The organism is Actinomadura sp. CNU-125 (genome assembly GCF_001942465.1).
Taxonomy (GTDB): Bacteria; Actinomycetota; Actinomycetes; order Streptosporangiales; family Streptosporangiaceae; genus Spirillospora.
This window is the reverse complement of the sequence record NZ_MKJY01000444.1, coordinates 16,666-38,579: the sequence shown is the minus strand read 5'-3', so window position 1 is coordinate 38,579 and position 21,914 is coordinate 16,666. Positions and strand designations below refer to the sequence as shown.

General features: G+C 72.8%; 22 protein-coding genes and 2 pseudogenes. 3 read left to right on the top strand and 21 right to left on the bottom strand.

Annotated elements, in window-relative coordinates:
* Window positions 1-10: 10 nt before the first annotated feature.
* From BJF79_RS36830 to BJF79_RS36755, 19 genes and pseudogenes are all read right to left on the bottom strand, one after another.
* On the bottom strand, window positions 11-1,267 hold the full coding sequence (locus tag BJF79_RS36830) for a cytochrome P450 (protein ID WP_262403106.1): 1,257 nt from the start codon (window positions 1,265-1,267) through the stop codon (window positions 11-13).
* The gene (locus tag BJF79_RS36825) at window positions 1,264-2,637 is read right to left on the bottom strand and encodes an AMP-binding protein (RefSeq protein ID WP_262403105.1); all 1,374 of its coding nucleotides are present in this window, start codon (window positions 2,635-2,637) and stop codon (window positions 1,264-1,266) included. The genes BJF79_RS36830 and BJF79_RS36825 overlap by 4 nt, the downstream gene beginning before the upstream one ends.
* Window positions 2,592-2,840, bottom strand: coding sequence for an AMP-binding protein (locus tag BJF79_RS52070; protein ID WP_083734524.1), 249 nt, complete (start codon window positions 2,838-2,840; stop codon window positions 2,592-2,594). Before BJF79_RS52070 ends, BJF79_RS36825 begins: the two co-directional genes overlap by 46 nt.
* Before the next feature lie 36 nt (window positions 2,841-2,876).
* A pseudogene (locus BJF79_RS36820) lies at window positions 2,877-3,616 on the bottom strand (class II aldolase/adducin family protein).
* Window positions 3,613-3,765 carry a hypothetical protein gene (locus BJF79_RS56395; RefSeq protein WP_158079407.1) on the bottom strand — a complete coding sequence of 51 codons (153 nt, stop codon included), beginning with the start codon at window positions 3,763-3,765 and terminating at the stop codon, window positions 3,613-3,615. The pseudogene BJF79_RS36820 and the gene BJF79_RS56395 overlap by 4 nt, the downstream one beginning before the upstream one ends.
* Complete coding sequence (locus BJF79_RS54415; RefSeq protein ID WP_075904359.1) at window positions 3,762-4,391, bottom strand: 2-hydroxychromene-2-carboxylate isomerase; 630 nt, start codon at window positions 4,389-4,391, stop codon at window positions 3,762-3,764. The genes BJF79_RS56395 and BJF79_RS54415 overlap by 4 nt, the downstream gene beginning before the upstream one ends.
* On the bottom strand, window positions 4,388-5,296 hold the full coding sequence (locus tag BJF79_RS54410) for a thioesterase family protein (protein WP_075904437.1): 909 nt from the start codon (window positions 5,294-5,296) through the stop codon (window positions 4,388-4,390). Before BJF79_RS54410 ends, BJF79_RS54415 begins: the two co-directional genes overlap by 4 nt.
* A complete protein-coding gene (locus BJF79_RS36805) occupies window positions 5,293-6,102 on the bottom strand; it encodes an alpha/beta fold hydrolase (RefSeq protein ID WP_143220734.1) in 810 nt (269 codons plus the stop codon). Before BJF79_RS36805 ends, BJF79_RS54410 begins: the two co-directional genes overlap by 4 nt.
* Before the next feature lie 379 nt (window positions 6,103-6,481).
* Window positions 6,482-6,868: pseudogene (locus BJF79_RS67745) on the bottom strand (beta-ketoacyl synthase N-terminal-like domain-containing protein); the annotation flags it as partial.
* Window positions 6,869-7,005: 137 nt separating this feature from the next.
* The gene (locus tag BJF79_RS36795; RefSeq protein WP_075904355.1) at window positions 7,006-8,157 is read right to left on the bottom strand and encodes a beta-ketoacyl synthase N-terminal-like domain-containing protein; all 1,152 of its coding nucleotides are present in this window, start codon (window positions 8,155-8,157) and stop codon (window positions 7,006-7,008) included.
* A complete protein-coding gene (locus BJF79_RS36790; RefSeq protein WP_075904436.1) occupies window positions 8,135-9,247 on the bottom strand; it encodes a beta-ketoacyl synthase N-terminal-like domain-containing protein in 1,113 nt (370 codons plus the stop codon). The genes BJF79_RS36795 and BJF79_RS36790 overlap by 23 nt, the downstream gene beginning before the upstream one ends.
* Window positions 9,244-9,633, bottom strand: a complete 390-nt coding sequence (locus tag BJF79_RS63410) for a hypothetical protein (protein WP_262403104.1) — start codon at window positions 9,631-9,633, stop codon at window positions 9,244-9,246. The genes BJF79_RS36790 and BJF79_RS63410 overlap by 4 nt, the downstream gene beginning before the upstream one ends.
* A complete protein-coding gene (locus BJF79_RS36785; RefSeq protein WP_262403103.1) occupies window positions 9,603-10,448 on the bottom strand; it encodes a beta-ketoacyl-[acyl-carrier-protein] synthase family protein in 846 nt (281 codons plus the stop codon). The genes BJF79_RS63410 and BJF79_RS36785 overlap by 31 nt, the downstream gene beginning before the upstream one ends.
* Window positions 10,449-10,451: 3 nt before the next feature.
* Entirely contained in the window at window positions 10,452-10,700 is a 249-nt protein-coding gene (locus BJF79_RS36780) for an acyl carrier protein (RefSeq protein ID WP_075904353.1), read from the bottom strand.
* The gene (locus BJF79_RS63405; RefSeq protein WP_075904351.1) at window positions 10,697-11,731 is read right to left on the bottom strand and encodes a polyketide synthase dehydratase domain-containing protein; all 1,035 of its coding nucleotides are present in this window, start codon (window positions 11,729-11,731) and stop codon (window positions 10,697-10,699) included. Before BJF79_RS63405 ends, BJF79_RS36780 begins: the two co-directional genes overlap by 4 nt.
* Window positions 11,732-11,763: 32 nt before the next feature.
* Window positions 11,764-12,504, bottom strand: a complete 741-nt coding sequence (locus BJF79_RS36770; RefSeq protein WP_075904349.1) for a beta-ketoacyl-ACP reductase — start codon at window positions 12,502-12,504, stop codon at window positions 11,764-11,766.
* Window positions 12,505-12,649: 145 nt separating this feature from the next.
* Window positions 12,650-13,906, bottom strand: a complete 1,257-nt coding sequence (locus tag BJF79_RS36765) for a CaiB/BaiF CoA transferase family protein (RefSeq protein ID WP_075904348.1) — start codon at window positions 13,904-13,906, stop codon at window positions 12,650-12,652.
* A 44-nt stretch (window positions 13,907-13,950) separates the two neighbouring features.
* Window positions 13,951-15,138 (bottom strand): steroid 3-ketoacyl-CoA thiolase, encoded by a 1,188-nt coding sequence (locus tag BJF79_RS36760; RefSeq protein WP_075904346.1) that lies wholly within the window; start codon window positions 15,136-15,138, stop codon window positions 13,951-13,953.
* A complete protein-coding gene (locus BJF79_RS36755; RefSeq protein ID WP_075904344.1) occupies window positions 15,138-15,335 on the bottom strand; it encodes a ferredoxin in 198 nt (65 codons plus the stop codon). The genes BJF79_RS36760 and BJF79_RS36755 overlap by 1 nt, the downstream gene beginning before the upstream one ends.
* Window positions 15,336-15,600: 265 nt before the next feature.
* Here BJF79_RS36755 and BJF79_RS36750 point away from each other — a divergent pair, with 265 nt between their 5' ends.
* From BJF79_RS36750 to BJF79_RS36740, 3 genes are all read left to right on the top strand, one after another.
* The gene (locus BJF79_RS36750) at window positions 15,601-16,638 is read left to right on the top strand and encodes an LLM class flavin-dependent oxidoreductase (protein WP_262403102.1); all 1,038 of its coding nucleotides are present in this window, start codon (window positions 15,601-15,603) and stop codon (window positions 16,636-16,638) included.
* A 436-nt stretch (window positions 16,639-17,074) separates the two neighbouring features.
* Window positions 17,075-17,926, top strand: a complete 852-nt coding sequence (locus BJF79_RS36745; protein WP_083734523.1) for a maleylpyruvate isomerase N-terminal domain-containing protein — start codon at window positions 17,075-17,077, stop codon at window positions 17,924-17,926.
* Window positions 17,927-18,020: 94 nt separating this feature from the next.
* On the top strand, window positions 18,021-19,019 hold the full coding sequence (locus BJF79_RS36740) for a DUF1702 family protein (RefSeq protein ID WP_075904342.1): 999 nt from the start codon (window positions 18,021-18,023) through the stop codon (window positions 19,017-19,019).
* An 80-nt stretch (window positions 19,020-19,099) separates the two neighbouring features.
* Here BJF79_RS36740 and BJF79_RS36735 read toward each other — a convergent pair whose 3' ends face one another.
* Window positions 19,100-19,840 carry a helix-turn-helix domain-containing protein gene (locus BJF79_RS36735; RefSeq protein ID WP_075904341.1) on the bottom strand — a complete coding sequence of 247 codons (741 nt, stop codon included), beginning with the start codon at window positions 19,838-19,840 and terminating at the stop codon, window positions 19,100-19,102.
* A 1,042-nt stretch (window positions 19,841-20,882) separates the two neighbouring features.
* Complete coding sequence (locus BJF79_RS36730; protein ID WP_075904339.1) at window positions 20,883-21,914, bottom strand: methyltransferase; 1,032 nt, start codon at window positions 21,912-21,914, stop codon at window positions 20,883-20,885.

Here is a 21,914-nt window from a genome sequence, read left to right as displayed (position 1 = left end):
GGCATCTTCTTCACACCATTGACGAAGTTGGACTCCAGCCTCGTCGCCGGGCCGAGCCGCCGGAAGCGTGCGAGTGCGGGCACAGCGCGCTCAGCAGGAGCTTCAGCTCCAGCCGTGCCAGGTGGGCGCCGAGACAGAAATGGGGGCCGATCCCGAACGCCAGGTGGGGGTTGGGGGAGCGGCCGAGGTCCAGGCGGTCGGGCCCGTCGAACACCGCGCCGTCGCGGTTGGCGGACGTGTAGTAGATGACGACCTTCTCTCCCTCCCGGATGCGCCGCCCGCCCAGGACCGTGTCGCGCGTCGCGGTCCGGCGGAACTGCATGATCGGCGTCACCCACCGGACCAGCTCGTCCACCGCCGCGTCCAGCGGGGCCTCGCCCGAGACGAGCCGGTCCCGCTCCGCCGGATGATCGGCCAGCGCCTGCAGGGAGCCGCTGATCAGGTGCCGGGTGGTCTCGTTGCCGGCGACGATCAGCAGCAGCCAGAAGGAACAGAACTCCCGATCGGACAGGCGCTCGCCGTCCACCTCGGCGGTGGCGAGCCGGCTGACCAGGTCGCCGCCCGGATTCTCGCGACGCTCCGCCGCCAGCCGCAGGGCGTACTGGAACGCTTCGGCGAACGTGGCGCGGTAGACGTCGATGTCGCCGCCGCCGTACTCGGGGTCGTCGAAACCGACCAGGTGGTTGCTCCACCGGAACAGCAGATGCCGATCCTCGTGCTCCATCCCGAGCAGATCGGAGAGCACGAGCAGCGGCAGCTCCGCGGCGAGGTCCGCCACCACGTCGAACCGGTCGGCCGCGACGACCCGCTCGGCGAGCGACTCCGCGTGCGCGGCGACCGACGCGGAGAGGGCGCGGACGGCCCTGGGGGTGAAGACGGAGGTGATCAGCCTGCGGATGCGCAGATGCCGCGGCGCGTCCATGTTGACGAGCAGTTCCCTCGCCTGCCGCAGGTCGGCGGAAGTGCGCGGATCGGTCAGGAACGCGCCCTTGGCCGCCGAGGAGAACTCCTCGGGTCGGCGCGACACCGACGTGACCAGCTCGTGCGAGGCGACCGCCCAGAATCCGCTGCCGCGCTGGGCCATCCGCCCGCCCGCGCCGTGCCGCAACAGCAGCGGCTCCTCGACCCAGCCCACCGGCTCCTCCCGGCGGCGCCGCGCGAACTCCCCGTGCGGCACCCCGCTCGCATAGGTCACCGGGTGGGCGATGTCGGGACGCTCGCGCGGGCCGCCGGGGTCCTGCCCGGCCGCGTCGGCGGGCCGCGTCACAGCAGGCCCCCGACGCCGGCCGCGTCCTCGAACACGGCCTGCAGCGCGTCCTTGCGGAGCTTGCCCGTCGGCTCGCGGGGGAGTTCGTCCACGAAGCGGTACGCGCGCGGGGACTTGAATCCGGCGAGCGAGGCACGGCAGTGCGCGTCCAGCACCGTGGCCATCTCCACCGGGGCTCCGGGCGCGCGCTGGACGACCGCGGTCACCCGCTCGCCGAACTCCCGGTCGGGGAGCCCGACCACCGCCGCGTCCTGCACGCCGGGGTGGCGCAGGAGCACCTCCTCGACCTCGGCCGGGTAGACGTTCACCCCGCCGCTGACGATCATGTCCTGCTCGCGGCCGCTGAGGAACAGGTAGCCGTCCTCGTCGAGACGGCCGATCTCGCCGAAGGTGAAGACCCCCGGCTCGAGGTGAGCGGCCCGGGTCTTGTCCGGCGCGTTGTGGAAGCTGAAGGTGCCGCCCGACTTGCGGCGGACGAAGACCCTGCCCGTCCGTCCGGCAGGAAGCGGCGCGCCGTCCCCGTCGACGACGAGGATCTCGTACGCCGGAACCGCCCGGCCCACGCTGCCGGGGCGGCGCAGCCACTCCCGCGAGTCGATGAGGGTGACCGCTCCGCCCTCGGTGGCGCCGTAGTACTCCAGCAGCACCGGGCCCCACCACTCGATCATCCGCCGTTTCACGTCGTCCGGGCAGGGGCCGCCGCCGTGCCAGACCGCGCGCAGGCTCGCGCCGGAGAACTCGCGCCGCAGCGGCTCGTCCAGCCGCATCAGGCGGAACAGCTGCGTCGGTACCAGGTGCACCGCCGTGATCTGCTCGCGGTCGATGGTCTCGAGGGTGGCCGCCGGCTCGAAGCGGGGGCGGATGACCAGCCGTGAGCCCTGCAGCAGGGAGAGCAGGGCGAAGAACAACTGGGCCGAGTGGTACCAGGGGCCGTCGAGGAGCACCCGCTCCCGGACCGGTATCCGCAGCACCGCGCCGGCGTACCGGCCGAGCCGATCGACGTCCGAGAAGGGGGCGCCGGTCACGAAGAGGTTGTTGATCACGCCTTTGGGCCGCCCGGTCGTGCCGGAGGTGTAGAGCATGGTGGCACCGCAGACCTGGTCGTCCCGCTCGCCGCCGTCGCCCGCCGCCAGCAGCGGCTCGACCGCCTCGAAGCCCTTTCCGTCGATGTCGCCGAGCACGAACCGTCGATCGCGGGTGTCGGCCCCGGCGTCCCCCGCTTCGGCCGTCTCGGCCGCACGGGCGGTCGCGGACAGGTACCCCCTCTCGGTCACCAGAGCCCTGCTCCCGGAGTCGGCGAGGATGTACGCGATCTCCCCGTCGGTCAGATGCCAGTTGACGGGCACCGCCGTGAGGCGCCGTGCAGGCACGCGAGCAGCACCTCGAACGTTTCCCGCCGGTTCCCCAGGACGCAGGCGACCCTGTCCCCGGGGCGCAGGCCGCGCCGGGCGAACAGGTCCGACCAGCGGTTCACCCGCTCACCGAGCCGGGCCCAGCTCAGCGCACCGTCGTCGTCGGCCACGGCGATCCCGTCGCCGTCGTGCGCGATGTGTCGGTCGAGCAAGGTGGGCATGAACGTTTTTCCTCTCTCCGGGCCGGGCGGCTCCGGTCAATCGAGCAGGTCGGGTTCGGCGCGGACGATGTCGTCGTACAGCGGCCTGAAGTTCAGCCGTCCCATGCCCGGCGCGCCCATGGTCGCGGCGGTGTCCCGGGCGACGTCGTCGGAGATGTGCACGGGGGCGCCCGCGGCCTCGGCGAGCAACTGGACCTGGCACGACCGCTCCATCGTGAGGAACCACCAGACCGCCTCCGCGACCGTGCCGCCGACGGTCAGCAGGCCGTGGTTGCGCAGGATGACCGCCTTGCCGCCGCCGAGGGCCGCGGCGATGCGCTTGCCCTCCGCGGAGTCCAGGACGACGCCCCCGAAACCGTCGTAGACGCCGTGGTCGCCGTAGAACGCGCAGGCGTCCTGGGTCAGCGGGTCGAGCGGCCGGGCGAGCGTCGACCAGGCCCGGCCGTGGACGGAGTGCGTGTGCGCGGCCGCCACCACGTCCGGGCGGGCCGCGTGCACCTCGGAGTGGATGGCGAACCCCGCCGGGTTGACCGTCCCCTCTCCCTCCAGGACGGTCCCGGCGCGTCCACGAGCAGCAGGTCGCTGACGCTCACGTGCCCGAAGTGGACGCCGAACGGGTTGATCCAGAACCGGTCCGGCCGCTGCGGGTCGCGGGCGGTGATGTGGCCGCCCGCGCCCTCGTCGAAGCCGTGCCGGGCGAACAGCCGCAGCGCTGCGGCGAGGCGCTGCTTGCGGTACAGCCGTTCGGCGTCGGGTGTACGCCGCGCGCGGCTCATCCGCAGCCGCCGGGAGTATCGGTGCCGTAGGACCGGGCCGCGTCGAGCAGTTCCGCCGGGATGCCCGCCCACGGGTCGTGCTCGCGCCCGTGCTCGTCCGCGTGGTCTCCCAGCGCCGTCGTGCCGGCCCCGATCTCGGTCTCGGTCATGCCCTCGCTCCTTCCGTAGCGGGCCGCCAGACGTCCAGGAAGGCGTCCAGGCGGTCGAACCCCCAGAACCGGTGCCGCCCCCACTTGAAATAGGGAATGCCGAACACGTCGTCCAGATACGCCTGATAGAGGCAGTTGGCCGCTTCCTCCCGGATATCCGGGTCGTCGGGGGCCGCCGCGGCTCGGTCGGGGTCCAGTCCGGCCCGCTCGGCCGCGGCCCGGACCGTTTCGGGGAGGCAGATGTCCTCTCCCCGGCCCCAGCGCGCCTCGACGATCGCGTCGTAGAACCGCGTCGCCCTGCCCTGCCTGCGCGCGTACAGCCACGCCAGGTGCGGCGGCTCCCACCAGGGGTCGACGTCGACGGGCCACGCCATCCGCATGCCCTGCCGCTCGGCCAGCCGCTTGGTGTCGAGCAGCATGTAGAGGTGCTTGGCCCTGCTCATCTGCACGTAGTGGAACTCGCCGCCCAGGCCGGCCAGTGCCGCACCGGTGCGTTCGTCCGGATCCCAGTACGGAAACAGGTCCATCGCCTCGAAGGCGTCCGGCGCCGTGCGGCGGAGACGGTCCACGGTCAGCCAGCTGTAGGGGCTGCGGAACGAGAAGTACAGCCGCGGACGCCCTCTCACGTCCCGCTCCCCAGCAGCGCGCCGACGACCCCGTCGTCGAGTTCGGCCAGCCCTCCGGCCCCCTCGCCGGCGGCGATCGCGTACCCGTGCAGGATGCGGGCGGTGGCCACGTGCACCAGTTCGTCGCCTCGGCGGACGTAGCAGTCCATGTCGGCGTCGAACATCACTCCGCGCATGATTTCCCGCACCCGGAAGACGGTGTGGATCTCCTCCTCCATCTGGGCGGGAGAGAACAGGCGGAGACCGACCCTGGACACCACCGGGATCCACGCGCGCTCCCGGAGCATGCGGCCGACGGAGATCCCGCGGTCGGCGAGGAAGCGGTCGACCACTTCCTCCAGCGCCCGCACGAAGCCGGAGAACTGGACACCGTCGGAGTACTGGCAGTAGTAGTACGGGGCTCGCCACGACCACAGGTAGGCGCCGGGTCCGGTCGCGATCACGTCCTCCACCCGGCTGCCCGGCGGGACGCGGATCGGGTCCGGCGGCACCGGCTCGCGTTCCCAGCGGGCGAGCGCAGGCGGGGCGGGCCGCTGCCGCTCGGCGGCGCGCTCCCGGGTGATCGCCAGGCCGACCTTGCCGCGGAGCGCGGTGACCTCCCGGCCGTCGCGGAACACGACGATGCGGACGTCCAGCCGACCGTCGGCGCGGGCCGCGACCTCGGTGCGCACGTCGTCGTCCAGTTCGAGAACGGCCGGCAGCTGCACCGAGCAGTCGACGATCCGCAGGCCGAGGCCGTGGTCGTGGAAGAGGGCCGCGGCCCCCGCGCCCTGGTCGGCCGCCCATTGCAGGACGGCCTGTTCGACCAGATAGAGAAAGTGCTTGAAGCCGATCCAGGTGCGGATGTTGGCGCCCTCGCGGGCGGGGCGGCCGTGCACCACCGTCGGTTCCATGGTCTGGGTCATCTGGGTCGTCCCGCCGTTCTGTCCTGCGCATGGGCCGAGCCGACGAGGTCGCCGACCAGGCCACCGATGCGTTGTGCGTTCCGGAGATGGCAGAAGTGGTCGTAGTCCGGGTCGATGTGCAGGTCGGCGCCGGGGATGGCCGCCGCGAGCGCGGCCGCCGCGCGTTCCGACAGCGTGGGGTCGGCGCCGCCGGCGAGCACGAGCGCGGGCAGGGAGATGTCGCCCAGGCCGAGCGCGGCGCTCTCCACGAACCGTTCGAAGACGGCCAGGAAGGCCAGCGGGCCGACCCGGTCGACGGCCCGGTCCATCATCGCCGCGAGCACCTCGGGGTCCAGCGCGTCGGCGCGGTCGCCCATCTTGGCCCGCACGCCGTCCCGAACGTGCTGGACGAACGCCGCCCGCGCGCGTTCGAACGCGTGCCTGCTCACCGGCTGCGACGGCATCCGGTAGAGCGGGCACATGAGAACCGCCGCGGCGCCGACCCGCCGGTCGCGCGCGCACATCAGCTCCAGGGCCGTGCTCGCTCCGAAGGAATGCGCGACCAGCGCGGCGGGCGGTTCCCCGACCAGGTCGAGCCCGAGCCCCAGCCAGTGGCGGGCGGGGCGGCCGCGCCAGCCGTAGTCGTTGCCGGGCCGCCAGGGCAGGTCGAGGGCGAGCGCGCGCCAGCGTGGGTCGAGCGCCGCGGCGAGCGGGCGCCAGCTCGTCCAGGAGTCCTCGAGTCCGTGCGCGAAGACCACCAGCGGCGCACCCGGCTCGCCCTCGGCGAGGGTCCGCACGCCCACCGGCGGCGAGGCCCGCCCGGTCACCGTCCCTCACCTCCGGCCGGCCGGACCAGCGCCGCGCCCGCGCCGTCCGGCGACGCGCAGCGGACCGCGACCGCCGGGACGCCCTCGTCCGCGGCGAGGTGCGCCGCCAGCGCGAGTGCGACGAGGCCGCCCGCGCCGTGTCTCCCCAGTGCGCGGCCGGATCGAACCCGCCGGGCCCGACCCTGGCGAGCGGCGCCCCGCTCGGAGCGGCGGCGTCGGGTGCCGCGCCGGACACGTCCTCGATCAGGACCGCCCGCGCGGGTACGTCCGCCGTGCGGGTGAGCACGAGGCACGCCGCGCCGGCGTGCAACGGCGGACGCGGCGGCGGGGACGCCGCGTGCAGTCCCGAGGCGGTCGCGTCGGCGGGTTCCGCGCCGACGAGGACGACCCGGTCGGCGCGGCCGGCGCGCAGCAGGAGCATGGAGAGGCGCAGACCGTCGAATCCCGCGGCCCCGCCCGAGCAGACCATCAGGTTGGGACCGCCGAAGCCGTGCCAGAGCGCGACCGTGCTGGCGATGACGTTCCCGGAGACGTTCGGTGCGTCGAGAACGCTGACCGATCCGGCCTCACCGGCGGCCACCGCGCGGGCGACGTTCGCCACCGTCTCCGCGTTGCCGAGGTTCCCGCAGGCGACCACGGCCGTCCGGGGGTCGGGGTCGGCCCCGGCCGGGCGGCGGCCGGGCGGGAGGCCGAGGGCCCGGTGGACGGCGCAGAGCGCGAGCCGGGTCGCGGGCTCCTTACCGAGCAGGCCCTTGCGCCCTAGCACCGACGCCGCCTCGCCCGGCGGCGGCGATTCGGCCTCCGCCCAGCCCCCGCGGAGCGGGCCGAAGTGTTCGGCGGCGGCCCCGGCGGGCCGCGTCCCGGGAAGGTACAGGCTCCACCCGGTCGCCAGGACGGGGGGCTTCACGGGGCCTCCAGCAGGGTCACCGCGTTGACTCCGCCGAAGCCGAACGCGTCGGACTGCACGAGCCGCGGTCGCCGCCGGACCGGAGAACCCGTCACGAACCGCAGTCCCTCTCCTTCGTCCAGGACGCTGCGGAGCCCGACCACCGGCGGCACCACGCCTTCGGTCAGGCAGCGGACGGCCACGTCCAGGTTGACCAGCGCGGCGCTGCCCGAGGTGTGGCCGACGGCACCCTTCACCGCCGTCACCAGCGGTCCCTCGCCGGGCACGCCGTCTGCCCCGGTCCCGGAACGGCCGTCGGCGAACGACGCGCGCAGGGCCTCGCACTCCGCCGGGTCGTTGAGGGCGGTCCCGGTTCCGTGCGCCACGACCAGATCCACGTCGGACGGCTCGTGGCCGGTGCGCTCGAACGCGTCCCGCATGGCCCGGCCGATCCCCGCGACGTCGGGAGCGGTCTGATGGCGGGCGTCGCAGGACAGGCCGGTCCCGGCGAGCCGCGCCAGCACCGGCCCCGGAGCGCCTTCCGGGACGACCACGGCGGCGGCCGCGCCGTCGCCGAGCAGCACCCCGCGGCGGTTCCGGTCGAACGGCCTGACCCGGTCCGCCGGCGGGTCGCCCACCTTGCCGATCATCGTCAGCATCGACCGGGTCATGGTGTCGGTCGCCGCGGCCACCACCGCGTCGGCCTCCCCGAGTTCGACCAGGTCCTGCGCCAGCGCCAGCGCGTGACCGCCGGCGGCGCAGGCGTTGGAGACGGTGGTCACCCCGGCCGCGCCCGGCAGGACGGCCCGCACGGCGGCGCCGAAGTGCAGGTCCGAGAGCGCGACGGCGGTGCCGTTCAGGGCCCGGTCCTCGATGGCCGAGAGCTCTCCGAGGCCGGTTCCGACGACGACGATCACTCGTTGCCGGGAGGTGTCCAGCGCGGCCCGCCGGGCCGCGTCGGCCACGCACCCGGCCAGCAGCCGCCCGGCGCGGAAGGGCCGTGCCGGGTCGCCGTCCGGAACGTGGTAGCCCGCCGCCACGTTCAGCGCCCCGGGATCACCGAACCGCAGCGGTCCGGCGCCGCACTCTCCGCGCAGCAGCCCGGCGAAGGTCTCCTCGCCCGTCCCGAGGCAGGTGCGCACCGCGCTAGCGGCGATCAGCGCCGGCATCGGCGGCTCCCTCCACGAGCGCGGCGCCGACCGCGCCGTCGGGCCCCCTGGCCGTGACCAGGCACAGGCCGTCGCGGGCGGCGCCCAGCCTGCCGGAGGCGAGCAGGGCGCCGAGTCCCATCGCGGGGGAGGCCGCGTCGCACTCGCCGAAGAGGGCCTTGGTCGTGATCCGCTCGGGGCGGTGCCCGAGCGCCCGGACGGCGGGCCCGTACTCGGCGAGGTCGTCCTCGCCCGCTTCGCCGGTCAGCACGGCCGACACCTCTCCCGGATACGCGTACGCGCCGGCGAGCGCGCGGGCGACGCAGCCCGCCAGGGCCTCGTCGACGCTTTCGGCGCCGTCCGGTCCGAAACCCGTCGCGACGGACAGGACGCGCGCCGCCCGCCGGGTCCCCGCCCACTCCGGCGGCCCCCCGTCGGCGGCCAGGACGAACACGGCCGCGCCCTCGCCGGAGGCGACGGCGGTGGTCGCGCCGGTGAGGTGCGAGGCCCAGGCGCGGTGCGGGCTGAACTCCTCCGCCGCCCCCGTCAGCATGACGTCGGCGTAGCCGCGGTCGATGGCGTTGGCGGCGTAGCGGACCGCGTTGAGGAACGCCAGGGGACCGCCCGCGATCGTGGCGTTCACCGCGCGCAGCCCGAACCGGATCGCGACCTGACCGGCCGCCCCGTTCATCACCGTGTTGGGGAACAGCAGGGGGTTGACCTGGTAGGGACGCTCCGCGACGAGGGTCTCTCGGGAATAGTCGCTGGTCGACTTGAAGCTGCCGAGGCTGGTGCCGAGCGCGACGCCGACCCTGGCCCGGGTGGCGTCGTCGACGATCGTCCCCGCCTCGTGCAGCGCGTCCTGGCAGCAGACGACGGCGAGGGCGGTGGCCCGGTCGTACGATCCGGTGCCCTTGCGCCCGAGGCGCGCGCGGACGTCGAAGTCGGTCAGCACGTGCGCGCGGGGCTCGGGAAGCGGCTCCGGGTACATGTCCGTGACGACGTCGCCACGGCCGGCCGGCGCCCGCCCCCGCAGGGCGCCGGCGAGTACGGCGGCGCCCGCGCCCGCCGAGGTCAGCACGCTCCATCCGGTGACGGTCACGGCGGTCACGCGGCGGCTCCCAACATCACGATCGCGTTGTTACCGCCGAAGGCGAACCCGTCGTTCTGCGCGATCCGCACCTCGGCCGGCCTGGCGGTATTGGGCACCGGGTCGATGCCCGGCATCTCCGGGTCGGGGGAGACCCAGTTGACCGTGGGCGGCAGGAAGCCCTGGTCGATGGCCAGCACGGCCGCGATCGCGCCGAAGCCGCAGGCCGCGCCCATGGTGTGGCCGATCATGGACTTGATCGAGCTCAGCGGGGGCGGCCGGTCCCCGAAGACCTCCAGGATCGCCCGGCTCTCCACCAGGTCGTTGGTGGGCGTCCCGGTGCCGTGGGCGCAGATGTAGTCCACGTCCTCGGGCTTCACACCGGCGTTGCGATGCGCCAGGCGCATGCACTCGGCGACGCTCTCGGCGTCCGGCGCGACCGGATGCACCGCGTCGCAGTTGAGCCGTAACCGAGCAGTTCGGCGTAGATTCTGGCGCCGCGCGCCCGGGCGTGCTCGAAGGTCTCCAGCATCAGCACCGCGCCGCCCTCGCCGGTGACGATGCCGGTCCGGTCGCGGTCGAACGGCGCGCAGGCGTCCCGGGCCAGCGCTCCGAGGCGGTAGAAGCCCGCGTGCGCCCACCGGCACACCGAGTCCGCACCGCCCGCCAGCACCATGTCCGCCGCACCGGTGACGAGCAGGTCGTAGCCGTATCCGATGGCGTAGTTGCTGGCCGAGCAGGCCGTGGCGATGGTCAGCGACTCACCGCGCAGGCCCAGCTCCGTGCTGACCGCGTTGGCCAGTCGGCCGGCGGGCAGCTGCGCGAGCACGGCCGGGTCCTGCGCGGCGAAGTCGCCGTTCACGATCTGGGCGGTCAGGGCCTCGACGACCTGTGACTCGCCGCTGGTGGTCCCGATGACGGCGTGCGCGCGCTCGGGCGCGACGTCCGCCGGGTCGAGACCACCGTCCATCATGGCCAGCCGGGCCGCGCTCGCGGCGAACTGGCTGGACCGGCCCCAGCGGGCCGGGTCCAGCCTGCGCAGCGTCCGGGCGGGGTCGAAGCCGTGCACCTCGCCGGCGTTGCGGTGCGGGAACCCGGACGGATCGAAGCTGGTGATCCGGGAGATTCCGGAGCGTCCCGCGCGCAGCGCGGCGGCGAAGTCCCGCGTCCCCACCCCGATGCTCGACACCGGGCCGAGGCCGGTCACCGCGACGCGGACCATGGCTCAGCCCCGACCCGAGTGGCGCAGCAGCGCCGCGTGGACGGACTTGAGGTTGCGCAGCTCGGGGAGTTCCGACTGGGGGATCTCCACCTTGTGGACCTTGTCGATCCGCGCCAGGATCTCGATGGCGCGCAGCGAGTCGGCCTCGTAGTCCTCGACGAAGTCGCCGTCGTCGGTGAGCTCTTCGGGCTCCACCTCGAGGACCTCGGCGATCATCTCCCGGAGCTGCTCCAGCTGCTCTTTCTGCGTCATCCTGTTCCTTCCCTGGCTTCATCGGTGGGTGCGGCACCGCCCGCGCGGCCGGTGCCCGCGCCGCCGCCCCGGGGGCCGGGCGGCGCGAGTTCTGTCGGGCGCACGGAGCGCCGGGTGGCGATGAGCGAGCGGACGGCGGCGACGCGCCGGTCGCCGATCCAGGTCTCGCCCGAGGCGAAGGCCGTGTCGGCGACCACCGACTCGAGCCGGACGTGGTGCCGCAGGACGTCGCCGGGGAGCGCATGGCTCTCGAAGAGCACGTCCCTGGCGGCGGCGAACATCAGCACCGCGCCGTCGGCCGCGGCGGGGGCGCCGTCCAGCCAGAGCAGCGCGGCGGTCTGCCCGAGCGACTCGACGAGCAGCGAACGGGGGTAGCGGTAGTGGCCGGGACCGGCGTCGTCGGCGAGCCTCGCGTATGCCGGTTCCGTTCCGGTGACGGCCTTGACGGCGGTGATGGAGCGCCCCGGTTCCATGTCCAGCACCCGGTCCACCAGCAGCAGCGGATGCCGCTGCGGCAGCACCGTCCGGACCTGCCGGTGGTCACGGGCATGGCGGCCGCCGTCCCGCCGGCCGTCCCGCCCCGTGGACGGCGTTGCGGCGCGTCGCCGGGCGGCCGGTCCCGCCGCCGGCGATGCCGCGCCGGACGGGGCGAACCGCGCGCGCACGCGGGTGGCGACAGTGCCGTCCCGGCGGCGACCGGTCGCGTCGGCGTCCCAGCCGCCGTCGTCCCGGGGCTCCACGACGGCGTCCACCGACAGCCTGTCGTCGGCCAGGAGCGGGGCCGTGAACCGGACCGACCGGAGCGCGACCAGTTCCGGAGCGGACTCGGGGAAGGCCAGCGTCATCCCCTGGCACAGAGCCTCGACGACGAAGACGCCGGGGAAGATCGGCTGCCCGGGAAAGTGCCCGCGCAGGTTCGGGTCGTCGCGGCGGACGAGGGTCTGGGTGCGCAGGACGAGCCTCGTGCCGTCGCGCTCGCAATGCCAGGCGTCCACCGCGCGGAGCGGCGCCGCCCCCGCGGGCGGCTTCATGACCGGGGTCCATCCGGCCGGGGCGGCGGCTCTCACAGCAGGATCCCGCCGTCGACCTGGAAGACCTGGCCCGTGACGTAGGCCGCCCGTTCCGACAGGAGGAAGGCGACGAGGTCGGCGACCTCCTCCGGCCGGCCGAAACGCCCGAGCGGAATCTGGGTGAGCGCCTGCTCCCGCAGCTTCTCCGGGAGCGCACCGGTCATGTCGGTCTCGATGAACCCGGGGGCGACCACGTTCACGCGCACCCCGTACCGGGCGACCTCTTTGGCCAGGGACTTGCTGAAACCGATGATCCCGGCCTTGCTCGCGGCGTAGGCCGTCTGAGCGGCGTTACCGTACACGCCGGCCACCGACGACATGTTCACCACCGCGCCGCCGCCGCTCTTCATGAAGCGGAAGGCCATGGAACGGCACAAATTGCGGGTGCCGGAGAGATTGGTCGCCAGAACCGCGTCCCAGTCCTCCTTGGAGGACAGAACCAATGGAGCGTCACGGGCGATGCCGGCGTTGTTGACCAGGAGCCCCAGCCGCCCGAGCCGTTCTTCGGCGTCGGCGATGAACGCCTCGGTCGCGTCCGGGTCGGCCACGTCGCACGCCGCGAAATGGCAGGGAACCCCGAGTGCCCGCACCTCCGCCTCGGTTTCCTTCGCCGCGGGCCCGTCACTTCCGAAGCAGCCCGCGACCGCGTGTCCATTGCGGGCGAGCCTCAGCACCACCGCGCGGCCGATGCCCCGCGACGCCCCGGTGACCAGGACACCCTGCCGGCCGGTCACTCCGCCTCCTCGATCGATTCGTTGAAATAGAGACCGAAATTCGAATTATTCTTTCTCTTCCCGAACCGCATCGATCCGCCGCCCACCGTCCCTGGTCGCCTTTCCTTTATGCACACTAGACGCTGGACACGAAAAGGTCGTTACTCTAATTTGCTTGGTGGTCGGCGTGGTCGGCCCGATCCGTTTTTCCCGGGCGCGGGCGCCGTTCCGGGACCGCCGCCTCGGCCAGCACCTCCGCGGTGTCCGCACCGGGCGCCGGAGCGCCCCGGCGGATCCCGGTCGGCGTCCGCGAGAACCGGGCCGGCGGGGCGACGAGCGGCACCACCGTGCCGTCGCTGAGCCTGGTGGGGACGAGCGTGCGCCTGGCGGCCACGTGCGGGTCGGCCGCCGCCTCCGCGAACGTCCGCACCGCGGAGACGACGAGGCCCCGCCCCGACAGCTCCGAGAGGACCTCTCGCACCGTGCGCGCGGAGCACCAGTCGGCGACGATCCCGTTGATCCCGTCGCGATCGGCGAGCCGCTCCTCGTTCGTCCGGTAGCCGGGTGCGCGCGCGAGTTCGGGGCGGCCCATCGCCTCGGCGAGGGCGCGCCAGTGCTTGTTCAGAGCGACGGCGAGGTAGACGTGGCCGTCCGAGCAGGCGTAGACGTTCGACGGCACGACGAAGTCGGTCTCGTTCCCGAGCCGCGGCGGGGGCGCGCCGGTCGCGGCCAGCGTGGGCAGCCCGCTGCTGCTGAACAGCAGGCTGTCCAGCATGGACACGTCGACGTGCTGCCCCTCCCCGGTGCGGTCCCGGTGGGAGAGCGCGGCCAGCCCGCCGATGGCCGCGTGCAGCCCGGCCAGTTCGTCGGCGAGGAACGTGGGAGCCCGCACCGGCGAACCGCCGGGCAGCCCGTTCTGCGCCATCCAGCCGCCGGCCGCCTGCACGACCGGGTCGTACGCCGGTTCGCGGGTCTTCGGTCCGTACTGGCCCCAGCCGGAGACGGAGACGAAGACGATGTCCGGCCGCACCCGCCTGCAGTCGTCGTAACCGATGCCCCACTCCGCGAGCGTGCCGGGCCGGTAGTTCTCCACCACCATGTCCGCCGTGGACACGAGCCGTAGGAAACGCGCCCGTCCTTCGTCGGCCCGCAGGTCGAGCGCGACGCTGCGCTTGTTGCGATGCACGGATTCGCGGAACCACGACAGCTCCGTGCCGGGGATGACGGGCGGCACCTGGCCGTCCCGTTTCTCGGGAAGCTCCACGCTGATCACGTCCGCGCCGAGGTCGGCGAGGACGCAGGTGGCCAGCGGGCCGGACCACACCTTGGTGACGCCGAGCACGCGCACGCCCTCCAGCGGGCCGCGCGATCCGCCCCGCGCCTCCCGGTAGAAAGCCTGCTCGCCGAAGTCCTGGTCGCGCATGCGCCGGTACGCCCTTCCGTGTCCGAGTGCCGTGTCCGCAACCGTCAGAGCCGCCGCAGGACGGACGCGGTGCCGAGCGATCCGCCGCAGCACATCGCGACCAGTGCGGTCTCGCCGCCGGTCCGCTCCAGCTCGTGGAGCGCCGTCACCAGCAGCCTCGTGCCGGTGCAGCCGAGCGGGTGGCCCAGCGCGATCGCCCCGCCGTTCACGTTCACGCGCTCGAGGCCGACGTCATAGGCGCCCGCCCAGTTGAGCACCACCGACGCGAACGCTTCGTTGACCTCGTACAGGTCCAGGTCCGTGATCTTCATCCCGGAGCGGTCCAGGATCCGTCCGGTCGCGGCGACCGGGCCGTCGAGCAGGTAGTAGGGGTCCGCTCCGGTGACGACCTGATGGTCGAGGACGGCCCGCGGCCGCAGCCCGAGCGCGCGGGCCCTCCCCAGCGAGGTCCAGAGGATCGCGGCCGCCCCGTCGGACACCTGGGAGGTGCTGCCGGGCGTGTGCACGCCGCCCTCGACGTTCGGCCGCAGCGCCGCGAGCCCGTCGGGAGTGGTCTCGCGCAGGCCCTCGTCGCGGTCCACGCGCCGGGTCTCGCCGGTCGGCTCGCCGTCCGGGCCGAGTACCGGCGCGGTGACCGGCACCACCTCGCGCGCGAACCGGCCGTCCTCCCACGCGGCGGCCGCGCGGCGCTGGGACAGCAGGCCGTAGGCGTCGGCGTCCGCGCGGGTGATCCCCTCCCGGGCGGCGATGCGCTCCGATCCGCCGAACTGCGCCTTCGGCGGGTCGTCCCACGGGTAGTCGGAGGTCTTGTAGTGCCCGGGCCCCTGGTACAGGTTCGTGCCGATCGGCACACGGCTCATCGACTCGACCCCGCAGGAGATCCCGACGTCGATCGCGCCCGCGGCGATCAGCGCCGCGACCAGATGGCCCGCCTGCTGGGCGGACCCACAGGAGACGTCCACGGTGGTGCAGCCGACCGCCGGGTCCTGGCCCGTGCTGAGCCAGGCGTTGCGGGTGACGTTGAGGCTCTGCTCGCCCGACTGGGTCACGCAGCCGCCGATGATCTGCTCCACCTCGCCGGGGGCGATCGCGGCGCGCGCGATCACCTCGAGCTGGACGGTCCGGAGCAGCTCGACGGCTTTGAGCCCGGCCAGCCGCCCGCCGCGCCGCCCGAGCGGAGTGCGCGCCGCCGCCACGATGACGGGCGTGCGATCTCCGAGAGACGACGGCATCAGTCCGTCTCCCGCAGCGCGATGGCCAGCTTGGGGCAGGCCCGCGCGGCGGACTCGGCCGCCTCCTCGTGGTCCGGTCCCGGATGCTTCACCAGGACGTGCAGTTCGTCGTCGCCGTCCAATTGGAAGATCTCTGGCGCGACCTCGACGCACAGGCCGTTCGCGTCGCACATGTCGTAGTCGACTTCCACGCGCATGCGTCCACCTCCCCAACCTCGGAACCGCCGGGCCGGAGCACCGGTCCCGGGCCCGCCATCACGGCGTCATCGTCGGCTCGGCGGGTTCGCGGCCGCATCTCCCGGTGTGCTGCGCACCCGCCCTTCTCATGGATTGCCGACCTCGCTCCCGACCCTGATCAGGGACCGGTTCACCGGGTTATGGTGCGATCAGCCGGCGACGGACGGGCGGTCGTCCGGCGGACGCGGTACGGATCCCGTACCGGCGTGGGGAGGATGAGGGTCCTTGGAGCTGCACTGGTTCCTGCCGCTGCACGGTGACGGCAGGGAGATCGCCAAGCGGGCGTCCGGGGCGACCGTCGAGGGCGCCCGCCGCGAACCCGGGCTCGACTACCTGACGCAGGTCGCGCTCGCGGTCGACAGGTTCGGGTTCACCGGGATGCTGACTCCCTTCGGCCTCTTCTGCGAGGACCCCTGGGTGACGGCCGCGGCGCTGGCGGGCCGGACCCGCCGGACGAAGTTCATGATCGCGCTCCGTCCCGGCCTGGTCTCCCCGCTGCTCGCCGCGCAGATGGCCGCGACGTTCCAGCGGGTGTCGGGCGGACGGCTGCAGCTCAACATCGTCACCGGCGGCGACCCCGACGAGCAGCGGCGCTACGGCGACCGGGCCGAGCACTCCGAGCGCTACGAGCGCACCGGGGAGTTCCTCGAGGTGTTCCGGCGGGCGTGGCCGGGCGAGCGGTTCGACTTCGACGGCAAGCACTACCGGCTAGAGAAGGGCCTGCTGACCAGGCCGTATCCGGTGCCGCCGACGATCCTCGTGGGCGGGTCGTCCGCCGCCGCAACGCGTGTCGCGGCCGACTCGGGCGACGTCCTGCTGGCGTGGGGCGAGCAGCCCGCCGCGCTGGCCGACCTGTTCGGGCGGGCCCGCCGGGCCGCCGAGAGCACGGGCCGTGAACTGTCGTTCGGCACCCGGTTCCATGTGATCAGCCGGGACACCTCCGCGGAAGCCTGGTCGATCGCCCACCGGCTCCTGGCGGACATGGACCCCGAGCGCATCCGCCAGGCACAGCGGCGGTTCCGCCGGAGCGAGTCGGAGGGGCAGCGGCGCGCGGCCGCCATGCACGGGGGGCGCACCCGGGACCTGGAAGTGCACCCGAACGTCTGGGCCGGCTACGGGCTGGTCCGTCCGGGGGTCGGCGCGGCGCTCGTGGGCAGCCACGAGGAGGTCGCCGAGCGCATCGAGGAGTACCACTCGATCGGCGTGGAGCATCTGATCCTTTCGGCCCAGCCGCACCTGGAGGAGGCGTACCGCCTTCGGTGAGGGCGTGCTCCCGTTGCTTCGCGCGCGCGGCCTGCTGACCTCACCGGCAGAGTCGAGCGGAGAGCCGCCCGCCGCCGCGTGACACGCGCCCTTCGGCGAATCCCGGGGCCGTCTTCACACCTGCCCGCGCCCCCGGGGAGTCACAGGAGTGTGCCCCCCGGAATCGGCGGACCGGCCGGCTGCGTACAGAGGATGCCCACAGATCTTTGATCAGCAGAAAAGCCTTGCCCGCCTTTATCTCCGTTCCACCTCGCGCCAGGTGATCCGATAACGGGAAACGCGGTGAGGGCAGACCTGCGGCGTTCCGTCCACCACGTCACATGACCGGAAGCGGTCATTGGCCGAGCTTCGCATAACGCTTTTCTCCACTGCTATCGTGCGGAAGTCGAATCATTCCGACTCATTGCCGTTGTCGCGCTCGACCAAGAGGAGAAGCGTGAACGCCGCCGTCTCCGATGCCCAGTGGGAGGCGGCCCGCGGCTGCCTGCGGAACACGGGCTCCCGGTTCGCCGACCTGATCGCCGCGACCGACCCGCGGGCGATGGCCACCGCAGACTGGACGGTGGCCGACACGGCCGCGCACGTCCTCTCCATCGGAACGATGAACGTCTGGCTGACCCGCCGGGACGGGACGCCCAGCCCGATCTCCGCGGTCACCGACCGGCTCGGCGAGACGAACGTCGACCGGGTGGCGGACCTGAACGTGGTCGCTCTCGCGGAGAACCCCGAGCGGGACACCGAGGTGCTCGCGGAACGGTTGCGCTCCGACATCGACGAAGTCCTGCGCGCCACCGAGGACATGGACCCCGCCACCCCGGTCAGCTGGCTGGGCGGAGCCCGGGTGCCGCTGGCCGGTCTGCTGGCCCACCACGCCAACGAGATGGCGGTGCACGGTCTCGACATCGCCCGGGCCGTGAACACGCCGTGGACGATCCCCTCCCAGGACTCCGCGCGGTTCTTCGAACTGTTCGTCATCGGGATGTCCCGGAACGGGGTGGGCCGGCTGCTGGAGACGCCGAAACCGCCGAAGGACCGGCGCGTCACCGCCGAGTTCCGCTCCGAGCACATCACCGCGGTGACGCTGGTCGTCGACGGCGACCGGGTGAGCGTCGAGCCGCCCGGACAGCGGCCGGACCTGCTCATGACGTTCGAGCCGACCGCGCTCGTCCTGATGCTGTTCGGCCGGATCGGCAAAGTCCGCGCCATGGCCTCCGGAAAAGTGCGCGTCGGAGGACGGCGGCCCTGGCTGCTGCCGGAGTTCATGCGCACCGTGCGCTTCCCTTCCTGAAGGCGCGGGCGCGCACGCCCAGAGATGCCGTTCCGCTCGTCGGCCGATGACCATGGAACGAAGTCCAGGGCCGTTCGACCGCGCGGGGGAGCACATGCCGACCGCTTTCGGTTCGCTTCGCAGATTCGTCCTCACCCCCTCACTTCGCAAGGTGACCTTCGCCGAACGGGGGTTCCCCGGCGCGGACGCCACGGCGACCGCGCATCTGGAGGCGATCCCGCAGGCGGTGATCTGCGGCTTCGAGTGGGGGATCGACGCACGCGACCGCTGGGAGGTCGAACGGCGGCTGCAGCTCGTCGCGGCCGAGCACCGCGGCTTCGCCTACGAGGGCGCCACGATGGCCTTCACCATCCTCGACGCCATGGGCGGGCGCGGACGGCGGACGCGCGAGCTGCTGCTCGGCGGCGGCGAGCGGCACATCTTCCTCTCCTACATCGGCATCGGGTTCGCGATGACCCGCCTTCCGCGGCGGCTGTGGTCCCGGGTCCTGCCCGACCTGCCCGGTTCGCCGTACCACCCGACGATGAGCTGGCTGGCCGTCGACGGATACGGCTTCGACCTGGCCTACTTCCACACCCGGCGATGGGTCGACGAGCAGCGGGTCCCGGAGCCCTATCCCTGGCTCGGGGCACCGGAGTACTTCCCGAGAGCGGTCGACCAGGGCATCGGGCGGGCACTGTGGTTCATCCACCGCGCGCAGCCCGCCGCGGTGGCCTCCGCGGTGGCCCGCTTCGCCCGCCACCGGCAGGCCGACCTGTGGAGCGGCGTCGGCCTGGCCGCGGCCTTCGCCGGCGGTTGCGAGCCCGAAGGTCTGGCGACCCTGCGGGCGGAGGCCGGCCCGTGCCTGCCGCATCTCGCCCAAGGCGCCGTCTTCGCGGCGAAGGCCCGGTCGTACGCCGGACACGTCCCCTCCTATAGCGCGACGACCGTCACCGCACTGACCGCCCTTTCCATGGACGAAGCGGTGGAACTGGCCGACGACACCGCCGAGCCCCATCGCGCGGGCCTCCCCGACGACGAGCCGGCCTACGAACTCTGGCGGCGGAACATCCGGGGCCGCTTCACCGCGGACGGCGACCGCATCGGAGCCTGACCGCCTCACGTGGTCCTTCGGACGCCGGCACCGGAGCGTCCCGGCCGCAGCGGCCGGAACGCTCCGTTCGCACCGGCCGCTCAGCTCGCTTCGACGGCCACGGCCACCGGGTCGGGGCCCACGAAGGCCAGCAGAACCGGCGGGTCGAGGACCTGCTTGGGACGCAGCCGCACGTTCGCCGGCTTGACGATCGTTTCCGGATGCATCGTTATCGGCCCGTAGACGCCGACGAACGAACGGGCCTCGTCGAAGCCGTCGTGTCCCGGTGCGACGGAGTGGGCGAGCAGGTACCAGGTGCCTCGCGGAACGTTGTCCAGCGTGAAGTCGCCCGGCGCCCGCAGCACCGCGCAGCTCACCGGGACTCCCTCCGGGACGCACCCCGGGAAAAGCCCGACGAACACCGGCCCGTGCGCGGTCATCGGCCACGGATGGATCCGTCCCTGGACGGTCATGGCCGGCTCGGCGGGACGCCGCCCGTTGCCGGCGGCCATCTGATCGCGGTAGCCGCCGGTCTGCCGGAACGCGCTCGGCGCCAGGCCCACACTGTTCTTGAACCGGGAGCTGAAGGTGCCCACGCTGGAGTACCCCACCCGATTGCTGATCTCCGTGACCGTCAGGGACGTGGTCAGCAGCAGGCGCTTCGCCTCCGCCAGCCGCAACGCCGACAGGAACCGTCCGGGAGAAACGCCGGTGATCTCCTGGAATCTTCGAGTAAAGTGGAATTTACTGAACATTGCCGTACGCGCCATATCGTCCACGGTGATCCGCTCACCGAGGTTCGCTCTCATCATTTCAATGACCCGCTCCACGGCATCTTGCATAAAGCATCTCCTCCTGTGCTGTGAACGACTCCAGCATCGTTCGCGCGCATTTCTGAGTCGAAGTCCAGGACAGCGGATAACTGAGCGAACAGGGCCGATACGAAGCTCCGATGGCCGAACTTTCACCCCCCACACTCGGCCGCGGTCAGGATGCTCCCCGGCCACCTATGCATTCTGAGATCGTGCTCTAGGATGCGCATCTCACAAATTGCGACACCCCGTCACGCGGGCGGGCGTCGGCCTTACCTCACCAACACAGACGAATCATTGGTTCATCAACTTCCGAACAAGCAAAACGTCTATAAGCAGCCCGTATGATCGATGGATCACCAGCGGCCCCGGGGGCACGTTGTCTGAGATATGAGCGTTATCTAACGGAGCTTGGGTCACATGGCACCACCCTGCGCAATTTGAAAGATGGCCAGGAGCCCTTGTTGTGCCAACATCGGTAACCAGTGGACGACTGTCCCGTCACGGACCCCGCGACGCGATCGCGGAAAATCTGCCGCGAAGTCATCTGGCGCACGGCGGCCGAGGTGAACTGCAACTCGGATCACTAAATGGCTCGTCATGAGCCATCCACGCCCGACTGTCCATGGCATCGTTCAGCGAGGGCGCACCGAACGCGAAAACGTCCACTCCAGCGGTTTCTGAATGGCGCGCGGGTCCGGGACGGCCCTCGACGAACTTGAGCAGTGTCAGGAGCCGGAGGAGGCGTCAGACTCACGATGACCGGCACGTGCGGGTGCGGGGCCGGCCCACGTCCCCGCTCAAGCGGGCGGCCACCGTGGGCGACCTTCCGGCCGCCGCCGCGGCGGCTGGTGCGGAAAGAGCACCGACGGGCTCTGCAACGACGCGATGGAGCCGCACGCGGGATCACCCGAGGCGGGAGAACGCGGTAACGGCGCGAACGCGGCGGAGTGAGCCTCCTACGGAGTCACGAGCTTCCCGAGAAGGCCGACCCGGCGGCGGCCGGATGCGCCATCGGTAAAGGCGCCGGTGCGCTGCAGCGGCTCACCGGCGCCTTCGAGGGGCGACCGTCTCAGTCGGCCGTTGCCCCGGGGCGGGCGTCGATCACCGCGGCGGCCGTGGGCAGGCGGTGGACGGCTTCGACGGCGAAATCCGCCTTTGCCAGCAGGTCGCCGAACTCCCGGGCGGTGCGCTCCGCACCGCCCACGACGGTCATCATGTAGAGGTCCATGAGCGCCGCGAACCGCGCGTCCTGCCCGGTGGCCCCCTCCTCGACGATGCGCTCGATGATCAGGAGCCGGGCGCCCGGAGGCATGGCCTGCCGGCAGACGCGCAGGATCTCGACACAGCGCTCGTCGTCCCAGTCGTGCAGGATCTGGCGCAGCACGTAGAGGTCGCCGTCCGCCGGCACGGCGGAGAAGAAGTCGCCGCCGACCGCGGTGCAGCGGTCCGTCAGGCCCTCCCGGTTCATCCGTGCTCGTGCGTTCGCCGCGGTCTTGGCGCCGTCCAGCAGGACCCCCTCCGTGCGGGGGTGGGCCTGGAGCAGGCGTGCCAGCAGCGCGCCGTCGCCGCCGCCGACGTCCACGATGCGGCGGTGCCGGGAGAAGTCGACCGCCGACAGCAACTGGTCGATCTCCAGCTCCTGATCGTGGGTCTGCGAGCGGTCGAACAGCCCCCGGAGCCGCCCGTCGCGGCCGAGGTGCTCGAAGAAGCTCTCGCCGAACAGCTCGTCGAACGCCGTCTTGCCGGTCCGCACGGTGCCGAGCATGCCCGTCCACGCGGCGCCGACCCCGCCGGCCGCGAGCAGGGCCGTCGGGAGCGCCGACCCGGGGGCGCCGGTGCGCAGCGCCGCACCGGCCGCGGTCAGCTCGTAAGAACCGTCGGAGCCGGCCGAGTACACCCCGAACGCCGTCAGGCATCGCATGAGCTGCGTCAACCGGCGGGGATCGGTACCGGCGCGGTCGGCCAGCTCCGTCACCTGCAGCGGGCCGTCGGCGAGCAGATCCGACAGGCCGAGTTCGGCCGCGGTGCAGACGGCGCGGGACAGCAACTGCCCGAAGATCATCTGCCGTACCAGCACCGCTCCCGGCGTCTCGCCCACCAT